This window comes from Paenibacillus sp. 1_12, from assembly GCF_900114475.1.
Classification (GTDB): Bacteria; Bacillota; Bacilli; order Paenibacillales; family NBRC-103111; genus Paenibacillus_S.
Map to the genome: position 1 here is coordinate 111,248 of NZ_FOTE01000013.1, position 12,571 is coordinate 123,818.

General features: G+C 46.4%; 11 protein-coding genes. 10 read left to right on the top strand and 1 reads right to left on the bottom strand.

Translation table 11 applies throughout. The features are described 5' to 3' along the window. Positions 1–134: 134 nt before the first annotated feature. The 4 genes from BM210_RS34935 to BM210_RS24355 all read left to right on the top strand — a co-directional run bounded on the left by BM210_RS34935 (position 135) and on the right by BM210_RS24355 (position 3,296). Positions 135–296, top strand: coding sequence for a hypothetical protein (locus BM210_RS34935; RefSeq protein ID WP_177237972.1), 162 nt, complete (start codon positions 135–137; stop codon positions 294–296). Positions 297–742: 446 nt separating this feature from the next. After that, positions 743–1,693, top strand: coding sequence for a D-2-hydroxyacid dehydrogenase (locus BM210_RS24345; RefSeq protein WP_091174531.1), 951 nt, complete (start codon positions 743–745; stop codon positions 1,691–1,693). Positions 1,694–1,739: 46 nt separating this feature from the next. Further along, positions 1,740–2,687: a helix-turn-helix transcriptional regulator gene (locus BM210_RS24350; protein ID WP_091174533.1), complete on the top strand. Its 948-nt coding sequence runs from the start codon at positions 1,740–1,742 to the stop codon at positions 2,685–2,687. A 66-nt stretch (positions 2,688–2,753) separates the two neighbouring features. After that, complete coding sequence (locus tag BM210_RS24355; RefSeq protein ID WP_091174535.1) at positions 2,754–3,296, top strand: DinB family protein; 543 nt, start codon at positions 2,754–2,756, stop codon at positions 3,294–3,296. A 125-nt stretch (positions 3,297–3,421) separates the two neighbouring features. Here the strand turns inward: BM210_RS24355 and BM210_RS24360 are convergent, their stop codons facing one another. Then, the gene (locus tag BM210_RS24360; protein WP_091174536.1) at positions 3,422–4,177 is read right to left on the bottom strand and encodes an IclR family transcriptional regulator; all 756 of its coding nucleotides are present in this window, start codon (positions 4,175–4,177) and stop codon (positions 3,422–3,424) included. Positions 4,178–4,394: 217 nt separating this feature from the next. Between BM210_RS24360 and BM210_RS24365 the strand changes: the two genes are divergently transcribed. From BM210_RS24365 to BM210_RS24390, 6 genes are all read left to right on the top strand, one after another. Then, entirely contained in the window at positions 4,395–5,504 is a 1,110-nt protein-coding gene (locus BM210_RS24365) for an ABC transporter substrate-binding protein (protein ID WP_091174538.1), read from the top strand. Between the two features lie 9 nt (positions 5,505–5,513). Continuing rightward, the gene (locus tag BM210_RS24370; RefSeq protein WP_091174539.1) at positions 5,514–6,611 is read left to right on the top strand and encodes an ABC transporter ATP-binding protein; all 1,098 of its coding nucleotides are present in this window, start codon (positions 5,514–5,516) and stop codon (positions 6,609–6,611) included. A gap of 3 nt (positions 6,612–6,614) precedes the next feature. Continuing rightward, positions 6,615–7,466 (top strand): ABC transporter permease, encoded by an 852-nt coding sequence (locus BM210_RS24375; protein WP_091174541.1) that lies wholly within the window; start codon positions 6,615–6,617, stop codon positions 7,464–7,466. Next, a complete protein-coding gene (locus BM210_RS24380) occupies positions 7,466–8,266 on the top strand; it encodes an ABC transporter permease (protein WP_091174616.1) in 801 nt (266 codons plus the stop codon). The genes BM210_RS24375 and BM210_RS24380 overlap by 1 nt, the downstream gene beginning before the upstream one ends. A gap of 18 nt (positions 8,267–8,284) precedes the next feature. After that, a complete protein-coding gene (locus BM210_RS24385) occupies positions 8,285–9,421 on the top strand; it encodes a M20 family metallopeptidase (protein WP_091174542.1) in 1,137 nt (378 codons plus the stop codon). A 327-nt stretch (positions 9,422–9,748) separates the two neighbouring features. Continuing rightward, entirely contained in the window at positions 9,749–12,424 is a 2,676-nt protein-coding gene (locus tag BM210_RS24390; RefSeq protein ID WP_091174544.1) for a YhgE/Pip domain-containing protein, read from the top strand. The last annotated feature ends 147 nt before the right edge of the window (positions 12,425–12,571 follow it).

Below are 12,571 nucleotides of genomic sequence, written 5' to 3' on the forward strand. Positions count from 1 at the left end.
AGACAACTATACCGTGATTAAACCAACGAGTTGTTTCACGGGGAACGGCGTGATAAGCTCCATAGCAAGTCGGGCCTTTTTTTGGGAAGGTGCGTGAACACATGCTTAGCTCTGTATAAGCAGGATATCGTTTGATGTTTACGATTAGACATGTAGATGCGGTGAGGAGTGCAGATCACTTCGACGATGCCGCACTTACGCGGCGGTTTGAGGTCATTGCTGCAGAGATAGTTGCTTATTGCGGGATTTATCGTAATCGGAGTAGGTCCAATAGAAAAAGCTATCCTTCTGCCTGATCGGTGATGGATAGCCTTTTTTCCATGGATATGTTATTCTTCTTCTTCCCATTTACGTGAGTAAGCTTTCCGAGTAATCCAAAAAGTTAATCCTAATACGATAACACAGGAAGCAACCGACCCAAAGATGATAGCAGCCATCATTTTTAACACAACCCTTTTGGATATATTAAAAACCTGATTATTTAAAGACCCAAGCCCAGTTAAGCTGACTCTAGTCTGCCCATATCCCGATTGAAATAATAGTTACGTCGGTTATGGAATATGGATCGTACATAGCCCTATTATAGCATGGAGTTGGATATATCAGACTATTCGAATGTGGCGATTTTGAAGCAGACTTGGGTAGCCTCTTTTTTTATGGGTTAGACAGGGCAGAGGGGTTTTAAGTACAATGACATGGAGAACGGTCATTAGCTCTTGACATACATAGGGAGGAAACAATATTGAACAAGGCGGCACCCACGATCCTGATTTATCATAACGAGGCTGAAAAATATGCGGAGGTGGTGAAAGCACAAGGTTATACATCCGTAAGAACAGCGAAAACTCCCGAAGAGGCCAGCTTGCTTTTGCCTGGTACCGATGTACTGATGTGCTGGAATTTCCCTTCCTATTTGTTATCACAGCCCGAAGCAACTTCCGTTCAATGGATTCAATCAACTGGAGCGGGCATTGATAACTTAATATCAGATCCAACCGTACCAGAGCATATCGTGATAACTAGAGTTGTAGATCAATTCGGCGGCATGATCTCAGAGTATGTGTTTGCTTATCTATTATTCCATTGCAAGGATATGCAGAGACTACTGACTGCACGAGCTAGTCACCAGTGGGATTATTTCAGACCAGGATCGCTTGAGGGGAAAGTCATTGGCGTGGCGGGTCTGGGTTCGATTGGCTCTGAAATCGTCAGGAAAGCACGAGCATTTGATATGACGGTGTACGGACTAAGCTACAGTGGCAAACAGGCTGATTTGGTCGATCAACATTATTCGGCATCAGAGTGGAAAGCATTTGTCAGTGAACTGGATTATTTGGTGCTTACGCTACCGTTAACCTCTGAAACCCGACATGTGGTCAATCGGGATGTTCTGTTATCCATGAAGTCTAATGCCTGTCTGGTTAATGTAGGAAGAGGGCAGCTTATCGTCGAGCGAGACTTGATTGAGATATGGAACGAAGAACGGGAGCGCTCAGCGGTCCTGGATGTTTTCGAGCAGGAGCCGCTGGATAAGGAGAACCCGCTGTGGTCTTTGCCGAATGTGCAGATCACACCTCACTTGTCGGGACCGAGCAAGTTTGAAGATGTAAGTCGATTTTTCTTGGACAATTTGCAGCAGTTTGCACAAGGCAGCCCCCTGCAAGGTGTTGTAAACCGGAAACGGGGTTATTAAACAGCAGCAACACACCTCAAGCTTGCCAGAGAGGATTGTATTTGACATGAATAAAACAGACCGTATGTTAGCGATCGTACTTGAGCTGCAGCGCAAGGGTGTTTTGAGGGCGGAGGATCTGGCAGCCAGGTTTGAGACAAGTACGAGGACCATATATCGCGATATTCAAGCTCTTAGCGAGGCGGGTGTTCCGATTGTCGGTGCGCCGGGGCTCGGATATTCCTTGATGGAGGGATATTTTTTGCCTCCTGTGAGCTTTACGGTCGGTGAAGCTGTGGCACTCATGATTGGAACGGACTTTGTTGAGTACAAATTTGATTCGGATTACGGTACAAAAGCACAGAGCTCCCGGGAAAAAATCGAAGCGATCTTACCCGAGACGGTTCGCCAAGAGACATCCCGAGTACGAACAACCATTAGACTGATCACTGCGGGTGAAACGCATAATAGTGGACGTGAAAAAGAATGCATGGAAACCTTGCGCCGAGCGGTACTGGATAAGCGTAAGGTAAGATTCCATTACTCGAAGAATATGCCTGATGCTGATGGGAATCGCCATAGCGTTCGTGATGTGGCCCCATACGGACTTGTATTTATCCATGGCTCATGGATATTGGTCGCGCATTGTGATTTACGTCAGGAGCTTCGCCATTTCCGCCTATCTCGAATGAGCGATCTTACGGCTTTAGAAGATCCTTTTACGTTTCCCTCCGACTTTAAGCTGCAGGGTCATAAACCCGCAGATGACCGGAACGTACTCGTGCGTATTCAAGTACACCCGGATATTGCTGATAAAGTTAAGGAATCGAACAACTTTTTCATTACACAATTCGAGGATTATGAGGAAGGCTTATATGTGACGTTTCAAGTCCGCCAGCCAGAGGATTTACTGCATTGGGTGCTGAGCTGGGGGGCCAATGTTGTGGTGCTCGAGCCTGAATCGCTGCGGAATCGAGTCCGTGAAGAAGCCGAAAAGATGTTTAAACGCTACTGACATACTGTTGTCAGTAGCGTTTTTGTATAGTAAGAGCAGATGAATACAAAGGAGCTGCTTAAAGCCATGCATACAACCGAAGCCTTACAGCATTTTGAAGAAATTACGGCACATTATATCCAAGAATTAAATGATTTTACGATGGAACAATTAAGGCATCAATCGAGTGAAAGTGAATGGTCGCTTGGACAAATGTATCTGCATCTGATTAACTCTGCTCTGTATATGCAGCTGCGTAATGTGGATGATTGTATGACGCCAGGTGAGGAAGCCGTTAGTTCACCAGAGGGAAAAACAGAAGCAGGGAATGCCGTATTTGAACAAGGGAGCTTGCCGTCTATGCGTATTCAGGTTCCTCCTTCACCGCAATACACACCTGGGCAGCCCGAAAGCCAAGAGCAGCTCATTCAAGGACTGAACAAGGTGTTGAGTCGAATGAAAGAGATTGAACCATTGCTTGAAAAGGAATCCTTGCAGCAAACCGTTCCCCATCCCCGATTCGGTGGGCTAAATGCGAAGGAATGGTTTATGCTGGTTGAGATGCACTACCGTCACCATCTACGACAGAAGGACCGTTTGAAAAAGGAGTTAGCAAGTAATCTTGTATAAATGCTGCGTTGTCTACAGGTTAAACATTGTTTAAAGGCCTAGAGCTCATAGCTCTAGGCCTTTTTGTAATGAAACGGAACCGAACAGGGAGTAAAGGATAGAAACATGTATTAAATGAAATATCGTTATGCGTGGTAGCCCAATTTGGACGAAATCTCCTGCGTCACCCCAACAATTTGTTCAATTAATTTCTCCTTGAGAGGCAGCATTCGATCAGTAGGTCCGATGATGCTGATCGAGGCCGTTACTTCTCCATTGGCATCGAACAGAGGAGCGGCTACCCCGGTTACTCCTACATTTCGCATATTGGAGCTCATTTCATAGCCCTGCAGTTTGATTTCCTGGAGTCGCATCTTGATGGCTTCCGGTTCTTTAAACGAATAAGGTGTGAATGTACGGATTTCCTCGCTTAGCAATTCATCGATTAAAGCGGAGTCACAATGGGCAAATATTACTCTAGCTGCTGAAGTGGCATATAAAGGAAAACGGCGATACATATCCACGTTAAATCGAATGGGATACTGGGAATCGATTTTTTCTACATAGATGGCGTCCCGGTCATCTTTCACGCAGAGCGTAATTAATTCATTAGACATGGCCGCTAAATTTTGCAAATAAGGTTTAACAAACTCCGCTAAGTTATGGTCCTTGAGAACCTGATTACCCAGCTCCAGCAGCGTATACCCCAGACAATATTGCTTAGTGGCGGGATTTTGTCGAATAAACCCTTCACTTTCCAGCGTAGCTAGCATCTTATGGACGGCACCTTTGGATAAGGAAAGCTTCCGGCTTAAATCACTGACCCCAAGCTCCTTGGAGGGGGACTGAAGGAAAAACTTCAACAATCTGCAGCTATTTTTGACAGATGATAAATGCTCCATAGGAAACTCCTTCGTTATGAATCTAGCTTGAATAATCAAAGATAGTGTAGCACAAATTTACAAAATTGTCCTTGATGTAAACTTATCTGACATTAAAACTGAGAAATGATAATTTATTGTTGCAGAAGCGTGTGACAACATGTTAAAATCATAACATATTCACAAATAGAAAACGATGTTCTCTATATGAGAACGTTTACAAGGAGGAAATGATTTTATGTATAAAAAAGCAGGGTCTATTTTATCCGTATTAACGCTTTGTGGTGTTATTTTATCTGCATGTGGTACGCCGGCAGCTCCAACGAAGACTGATGCTTCAAGCGCACCTGTGACTGAAGCGCCTAAGACATTGGAGAAACAGCTGGTAGTGGCCGGTAACGGGGCAACCGTAGAAACCTTGATGAAAGATGAAATTTTCAAAAAATTTAATGAAAAATATCCGGACGTTAAATTGAGTTATGTATCTGGCGTTTCCACTGAAATTGTAGCAAAGGTAAAGGCTCAGAAGGCGTCTCCACAAATTGATATAGCTATTGTTGAAGGAGGAGAGCAGGAAGCCGGACGTAAAGAAGGACTGTGGGCACCCCTTTCGGACAAAGATATTCCAAGCATGAAGAAAGTGCTTCCTGATTTAAAAGTTGCTGAGAACAGTGGTATCGCTGTCAATTTCACGCCAATGGGTATTTCCTATAATGCCGAGCTCGTGAAGTCCAAAGGTTTGCCTATTCCGGAATCATGGAACGATCTGGCCAAGCCTGAAATGAAAGGCAATTTGACTCTTGCGGAAATTTCGAGTAATTTTGGACGTTCCGCATTAATTATGCTTGCCTACGCTAACGGCGGATCTGAGAAAAATATGGACCCCGGCTTCAAACAATTAGAGACCATCGCCGGCTATATGCCGACATTCGCGAAAACCTCTGCTCAGCTTCAGCAAAATGTACAAAACAAATCAGCCGCCTATACGTCCTGGACCATGGCAAGAAGCCTGGTGCAAAAGGATGCCGGAGTGAGTCTGGAATTCGTTATTCCCAAAGAAGGTGCAAACCTGGTACCTAACGTAGCTACGATGATCAAAGGAGCCAAAAACGAAAACGCAGGCAAAGCATTCATCGAATTCCTGCTGTCGGAAGAAGTACAGCAAATGTACGGCGCAAAGCTTTATTATAACCCAGCTGTCGACGTAAAGCTTCCAGAGGATATTGCGAAAAAGCTTTCTTTTGACCGCAGTAAGATCGTGAAGTTTGACCTGGAAACCGTAGGGAACGGCACATCAGGCTGGATTGACCGATTTAACAAAGAAATCGCGCCCAAAGTCGGGAAATAGGTGGACCTCATGAGCAAAAACATTGATGTTGAATTGAAAAACATTCGAAAATCTTTCGGCTCAAACGTGGTAGTGGAAAATTTCAATTTGCAGATCGAGCAGGGAGAGTGCGTCTCCTTTCTCGGCCCATCGGGTTGTGGAAAAACGACGACCTTGAACATGATTGCCGGTTTTCTTGAGCCTGATCAAGGAGATTTATTCATTAAAGGCAAACGGATGAATGGGCTGCCGTCCAATCAACGGGAGCTGGGAATGGTTTTTCAAACGTACTCGCTGTTTCCGCACATGACGATTTTTGAGAATGTGGCCTATGGTCTGAAGCTGCGGAAAACACCAAAAAGCGAAATGCAGGAACGGGTAAAAAAGATTCTGGAGGTCGTCAAGCTTCCTAATGTGGCGGATCGTTATCCGAAGCAGCTTTCGGGCGGCCAGCGGCAGAGGATTGCGATTGCAAGGGCATTAGTCACGGAACCGTCCTTGTTATTACTGGACGAGCCCTTAAGCAATCTGGATGCAAAGCTGAGAGAAGAGCTGCGTGATGAGCTCAAACGGCTGCAGCAGGAGATTGGCGTGACGACGATTTTTGTTACCCATGATCAGGAAGAGGCTTTATATTTATCGAACCGGATTGTTGTATTGGCTAACGGGAAGATGGAACAGGTGGGTAATCCTTGGGAAATCTATAATCGTCCAGCCTCCGAGTTTGTGCATACGTTTATCGGAAAGTCGAATCGGATGTCCGGCATATTGGAGGAAACGCAGCCTTCGCAACTAAAGATGCGGACAGAGGATGGTATCGTAATGAATGCTACGCCGAAGGGGATCGATCTACGGACAGGGGACCAAGTCTCCATGTATGTCCGGCCCGAGCGAATACAGCTTGCTCAGGAGCAGTCAGCTTCTACGCAAATGAACAGCGTGCAAGGCCAAGTCAAGCTGACTTCCTTCCTGGGAGCCTATACGGAATGCGAAGTCGCTATTGGCAAACAGACGATAACTGTTCGACTGCAGACGGAACAAGAGGGCGGCGTCATTAAGCAGGGAGAAACGGTTTATTTGGAATGGAAGCCGGAGGACATGTTTGTGTTCCCCAGAAAGGGGGAGTGAGCTATGTCAAAGAAGTCCTTTCTGAGCCCTGCGCTTGTGCTTCTGGTACCAAGTCTTGCTATCATACTCGGAGTATTCCTTATCCCGATGTTGTATATATTGATGCAGAGCTTTCAGGATCAGCACGAGCAGTTTTCATTTGAAAATTACCTTGTCTTTGTGAAGGATCCTTATTACCTGCAAATTTTGTGGCGAACGATCAAGATCAGCTTATTGACGGTCATCGTTTGTTTGGCCCTCGGTTATCCAGTGGCTTTGTTCATGGCTCAAGCGAGTCCGAAGTGGCGTGGGATCGTCACGTTTGCGATTATTTCCCCGCATTTGATCAGCGTCGTCATTCGGAACTTCGGATGGGTGATCATTCTGGGTGATAAGGGATGGATTAATACCATCCTGATGAAGATCGGCATCATCCACGAGCCGTTGAAATTAATGTATAACGAGCTTGGCGTTGTGATCGGGCTTGCTGATGCCAATATTGTTTATATGGTGCTGGCCATTGCCACGAGTTTATATCAAATCGACGCTTCTCTCTATAAAGCAGCTGGTATTTTGGGGGCGAGACGGGCTGAAAGCTTTTTTACCATCACGCTGCCGCTCAGCTTGCCGGGTATTATTGCCGGAACGACACTCGTATTCAGCTTGTCCATGAGTGCTTTCGTCACGCCTGCTCTGATGGGGGGAACATCAGTGAAGGTGCTGCCTGTTATCGCATATGAAAAAATAATGGCTCAATTAAATTGGCCAATGGGCGCCGCCATTTCTTTCCTGCTGCTGACCTCGACGTTTGCCTTGGTTGCGATATTCACCAAAATCGTGGAGACGAAACGATATAAAGAGGTGTTTGCCTCATGATGAAGAAAAATCCTGTGCTGACTATTTTCACTTTTATTGTTGTGCTCTTTGTCGTGTCACCTTTACTCGTGATCATCCCGACGTCATGGACCTCTGTTAAATATTTATCGTTCCCGCCGGTAGGTTTTTCGTTTATGTGGTACACGAAAATTTTGGATCGTCCTGAATTTATCGATGCTTTTCTGTTCAGCTTGCAACTGGCGGCATTGTCTGCCATATTGTCCACCTTGATTGGAACTCTTGCGGCTTTGGCACTGCATAAGTACAAATTCCCGGGTAAAGGATGGATTAACGGTTTGCTGCTATCTCCGCTGACAGTGCCGGCATTAATTATTGGGATCGCAGCGCTCGTATTTTTTACGAGAATCGGATTAGCAGGAACCTTTGTTGGCCTACTGCTGGCGCATATATTGATTTCGATACCTTATGTAGTCAGGCTCGTGCTGACAGGGTTAAGTTCATTTGATTATACGCTGGAGCGAGCTGCGTACATCCTGGGTGCGAAGCCCCGCAATGTGTTTTGGGATATTACGCTTCCTATTTTGAAGCCTGCCATCATGAGTGGCATGATCTTTGCTTTTTTGACTTCCTTTGATAATGTTACGGTTTCGCTGTTCCTGATTTCTCCTTCGACAACAACGCTGCCGATGGCTATATTCAGTTACATGCAAGAGACGCTAGATCCGCTCGTAGCCTCTATTTCGTCCGTTGTGATTTTGCTTAGTCTTGTGTTTATTTTAATTTTGGAGCGAGTGTATGGATTGGATCGTATGTTCGGTTCCAATACACACTCGCATTAATGGAGCTGCTTCCTTGTTATGCTACTCATCAATAGAATAGAAACGTATATGACTGAATTTATGAGACTGCTCGAAGAGTGTGTGAATATCGATTCACCCTCATCGAGCAAGGCTCAGAACGATAAAATGGCCGACTGGTTTACTCAGCTAGTGCTTAGGCTGGTTGGAGGCAATGTGGTCCGAGTCCCTAACACGGTTTATGGTGATCGTTTGCTGTGCGAGGTCGGTACGGGCGACAGAAAGATTTTGCTTGTGGGACATTATGATACCGTTTGGCCTTTGGGTGAAGCAGCTCGCCGTCCTTTCCATGTGGAGAACGGACGCGCTTACGGTCCAGGCGTTTATGATATGAAGGCGGGACTGCTGCAAGCCATTTTTGCGATCAAAGCGCTTCAGGATGCAGGACAATTTCCCGCTGATAAAAAAATAGTGCTGCTGATGAACAGCGATGAAGAATTGGGAAGTCCGTCCTCACGGGAATGGATCGAGGAACAGGCTAGAGAGGCGGAAGCTGCCTTCATTCTGGAGCCGCCCATGGAGCCGAGTGGCGCGCTGAAGACAGCCAGAAAAGGCAGTGGGCGATACCAGTTAGTGGTACGTGGCATTTCTGCTCATGCAGGTGTGGACCCGCAAAGCGGAGTATCGGCCATTGAAGAAATGGCCATTCAGATTCAACGGCTGCATGCGCTGACTGACTTTAGTCGTGGAACCACGGTTAACGTAGGTGTGGTTCATGGCGGCATCGGACGTAATGTGGTGGCTGATTTTGCAGAGGCTGAGATCGACGTTCGAGTCGCTTCATCAGAGGAAGCTGTAAGGCTGGAGAAGAGCTTGGAAGGGTTCTCCGCTGCTCTGCCAGGAGCTCAGGTGGAACTGACCGGAGGTATGAAACGTCCGCCTATGGAGCCAACAGAAGCGAGCCATTCCTTATTCAGGCTGGCGAAGGATATAGCTCAGCTAACGTATTCCTATCCATTGGAAGAGAAGCATACGGGCGGGGTCAGTGACGGGAATTTCACGGCTTCGATCGGAACGCCTACACTGGACGGGTTGGGGTCCAGAGGAGATCATGCGCACTCTCCGGATGAATATGTACGCATCGACGAAATTCCGTTTCGCACGGCACTGCTCGCGGAGCTTATGGCTCGCTCTTAATAGCTCATTTTGTCCAAAGGGGCTGTCTCAACAGTAGTTATAGCTACTGGGGAGACAGCTTCTTTTTGTTATGTGCGGGTTTACCGGTTGGATCGGTCGATTTCAGCAATTATTCGGATGCCAGGGTTTTCGGGAAATCAGGATAGATCCGTACTCTATAACGGTAATTTGTTTTATTTCAAGTTAGTGCGGGTAATTTACGGCAAATAAAGCCAATCTATACCATGAGGTTCTCCTCATTCATTTCCTTTCATGATAAGATGTCATTTAGGTATTGAATGCTATTCGTCACGTTTTCTTCATTCCAACAGTACTGGTGGTAACTACATGCGTTCCATATGGCAAATTTATAAAACAGATTGGTTGAATATCTTCAAGGTGCCCACAGGAATTTTACTAATCATAGCAATTATTTTGCTTCCATGCTTATATGACTGGGTAAATATTAAATCTGTTTGGGACCCTTACGCCAATACGGAAGGAGTTAAAGTGGCGGTTACGAGCGAGGATCTGGGTGCGACTGTTGCCGACAAAAACATCAATATCGGTCAGGAGCTGCTGGAAAGCCTAAAGAATAACAAGAAGCTGGGGTGGACCTTCGTCACCAAGGAAGAAGCCGAGAAAGGCTTAGACCGCGGCATCTATTATGCCAGCATCTTGATACCGTCGGACTTTTCCTCCAAAATCACAGGGATTGTGAACGGCAATCTGGACAGGCCTGAAGTGATATATAGCGTTAACGAAAAAGTAAACGCAGTCGCGCCCAAGGTTACCTCATCAGGTGTCTCTGCACTCACCAAGCAAATTAACGAGAATTTCACAGAAGCGGTGAGCGTTGCTTTGCTTACGAAGCTGACAGAGATCGGCATTCAGATTGAAGAGCAGCTGCCAACGATTCGTAAGATCGAGAATGGCATCTTTGAACTGGAGAGCAAGCTGCCCGATATTCAAGCCGCAGGACAAAAGGTGCTGGAGCTGGAACAAAAGCTGCCCGAGATTCATGACAAGGCGCAAATCATTATAGAAGTGGAGCAAAAAATTCCCGAGATCAATCAAGCTGCTCAATATGTATTGAAAATCCAACAAAATTGGCCAAAAATCAATGAGGCCCTTTCGGAAATTCTCGTCATTCAGAATAAGCTGCCTGAAATTCAGCAAGCCGTCGCCCGAATTCAGGAGCTGGATGCGAATTTTGACAAAGTAGCGGATACGATTGCTCTCGCTTCAGACAAAGCGGCGAAGGCCATCGAGATCGTGACGGCTGCCCAGAATGCGTTACCGCGTATGGCTGAAATAGCTGATCAAGGCACCGCATTCGCCGATCAATTAAATAAGTTCCTAACTGCAAATGAGGATGCGTTCAAGCTGATTGCGCCTTTAGTGAAGCAAAATTTAACGTTGGCACAGCAAGCAGCAGATGCAGCAGCGCTGCTCACGGAGAGACTGTTGAATACGAATCCGGCTTTACTACCTACTGCAGCAGAGGTAACAGCCGTGAAAGACAAACTTTCCACAGTCGTGAAATTGCTAGGACATACCTCATCGCTGCTTGGCCGAATCAACAGCTACATCCCGGGCCAACCTTTGAATAGTCAAATCGAACGACTGCAAACGATTCAGAATCAGATGAATCGGCAAATCGAAATATTGAGTGCGATTGCAACCGATCTGGAGAATGGGAAAACGCCTCTTAAGGATACAGTTAAACGCTTGAACGAGCTGTCCCAAAATACGAGCGCCGCGCTCGGCATCATTCTTGCCAGATATGATAGCGAGATCGTCCCCAACCTGACCAAGGGAATCGAAATACTGAAAACCGTTAACAATACATCCTCTGATATTCTGCAGACGGCTAAAGGAAAGCTTCCAGATATTCAAGCGATTCTTGAGGATACGAAGAAGGGACTAGAATTCGGACAAGCGGAGCTGAATAAGATTCAGGAGCAGATGCCCCAGATCCGCGCGAAGGTTCATGAAATGGCACAAACGCTGCAGAGTAAAGCAGATGCCTTCGAGAAGGCGATTCAAATCGCTGCACCTTTTGTTCAAGATAAGCTCCCGGAGATTGGGAAGAAGCTGGACAAAGCTGCATTATTCATTAATAACGACCTGCCTCAGACGGAGGAGGAGCTCGTCAAGCTGGCCGATTTCGTGCGTGATAAGCTTCCCGAGGTGGAGTCCGGCGTACATAAAGTCGCGGGATTGGTTCGTGACGATCTACCTCAGCTTGAGCGTGCCATTAGTCAAGCCGCAGGCAAGCTTAGAGAAGTCGAAGCTAACAATCACTTCGCTGATTTGGCCAAGCTGCTGCGTGGGGATATTAAGAAGGAGAGTGAATTCCTGGCTAGTCCCGTACAGATCAAAGAGAATCGAAAATACCCGATACCGAATTATGGCTCAGCGATGTCGCCGTTTTATTGTGTATTGTCCTTATGGGTGGGCGCTACTTTGTTGATTTCATTATTGAAGTCGGAAGCCGGTAATCCGGAAGGGCGTTATAAGCCCTATCAGCTATACGTGGGCCGATTGGCGACATTCGTGACCATTGGTCTGTGCCAGGCGCTGTGCGTTACACTCGGGGATTTCTTCATTCTGCACGCCTATGTGGCGGATAAAATTTGGTTCGTTTTATTTGCTATGCTGGTCAGCGCCGTATTCGTGACGATTACCTTTACGCTTCTGTCCGTTTTTGGCAATGTAGGGAAAGGCATCGCGATTATCTTTATGGTGTTTCAATTTTCCAGCTCGGGAGGCACGTTTCCCATCAGCATGACGACCCCTTTTTTCCAGGCGCTGAATCCGTTCATGCCATTCACTTATGCAATTAGTTTGCTGAGAGAAGGAGTTGGCGGGATTTTATGGGCAACGGCGCTCAAGGATATTGGTTGTTTAATCAGCATCATAGGCTTGAGTCTATTCGTGGCTTTGGTCCTGAAGCGACCGCTTAGTGGAATCATCAAGAAATCGATGGAAAATGCCAAAAAAACCAAAATCATAGATTGACTGAAGCGTAAGTGTGGGAAGAACGTAAGGGTGTGGAGTAGGTCGGGTGATGGATAGAAGAGAAGAGGCCCGGATTAGCCTAAATACATGCTAATCCGGGCCTATCGCTTTGCTCACTGGACATGATTTGAGATGACATGTTTGGCG